At 37.9% G+C, this 327-nt stretch carries 1 protein-coding gene; it reads right to left on the bottom strand.

Annotated features, from left to right (window positions below; genetic code table 11):
• The coding region (locus tag CP352_RS10925; protein ID WP_143465316.1) for a transposase at nucleotides 1-327 on the bottom strand (327 nt) is incomplete at both ends.

The following is a 327-nucleotide window of genomic DNA, read 5'->3' on the forward strand; positions in this document are numbered from 1 at the left end:
TTGTAATAACTAAGCAAAGAAAAGTCGCTTTCAATGCTTCTTCTAATTGCCATCAATTGATGATCATTATGCCTTCTAGCTCCTTGCATAGTTTTACGATATGGCATCCAAAGCACATATCCCATGCGCTTTAGATTAGTAGCTAGATTTTTGCCTAAATAACCTTCATCTCCTAAAAGATAATGGTTGGCTGGATGAGCATCGATCATCAATTCTACTGTCTCTTTGGCATCATGTACTGACGCTTTAGTAACTGCATAGTTAAGCAGATAGCCATCATCGCTTACTATTGCGTGGACCTTGAAGCCATAATAATAGACTTTCTTG

The sequence above is a fragment of the Lactobacillus sp. UMNPBX1 genome (genome assembly GCF_002554085.1).
Classification (GTDB): Bacteria; Bacillota; Bacilli; order Lactobacillales; family Lactobacillaceae; genus Lactobacillus; species Lactobacillus crispatus.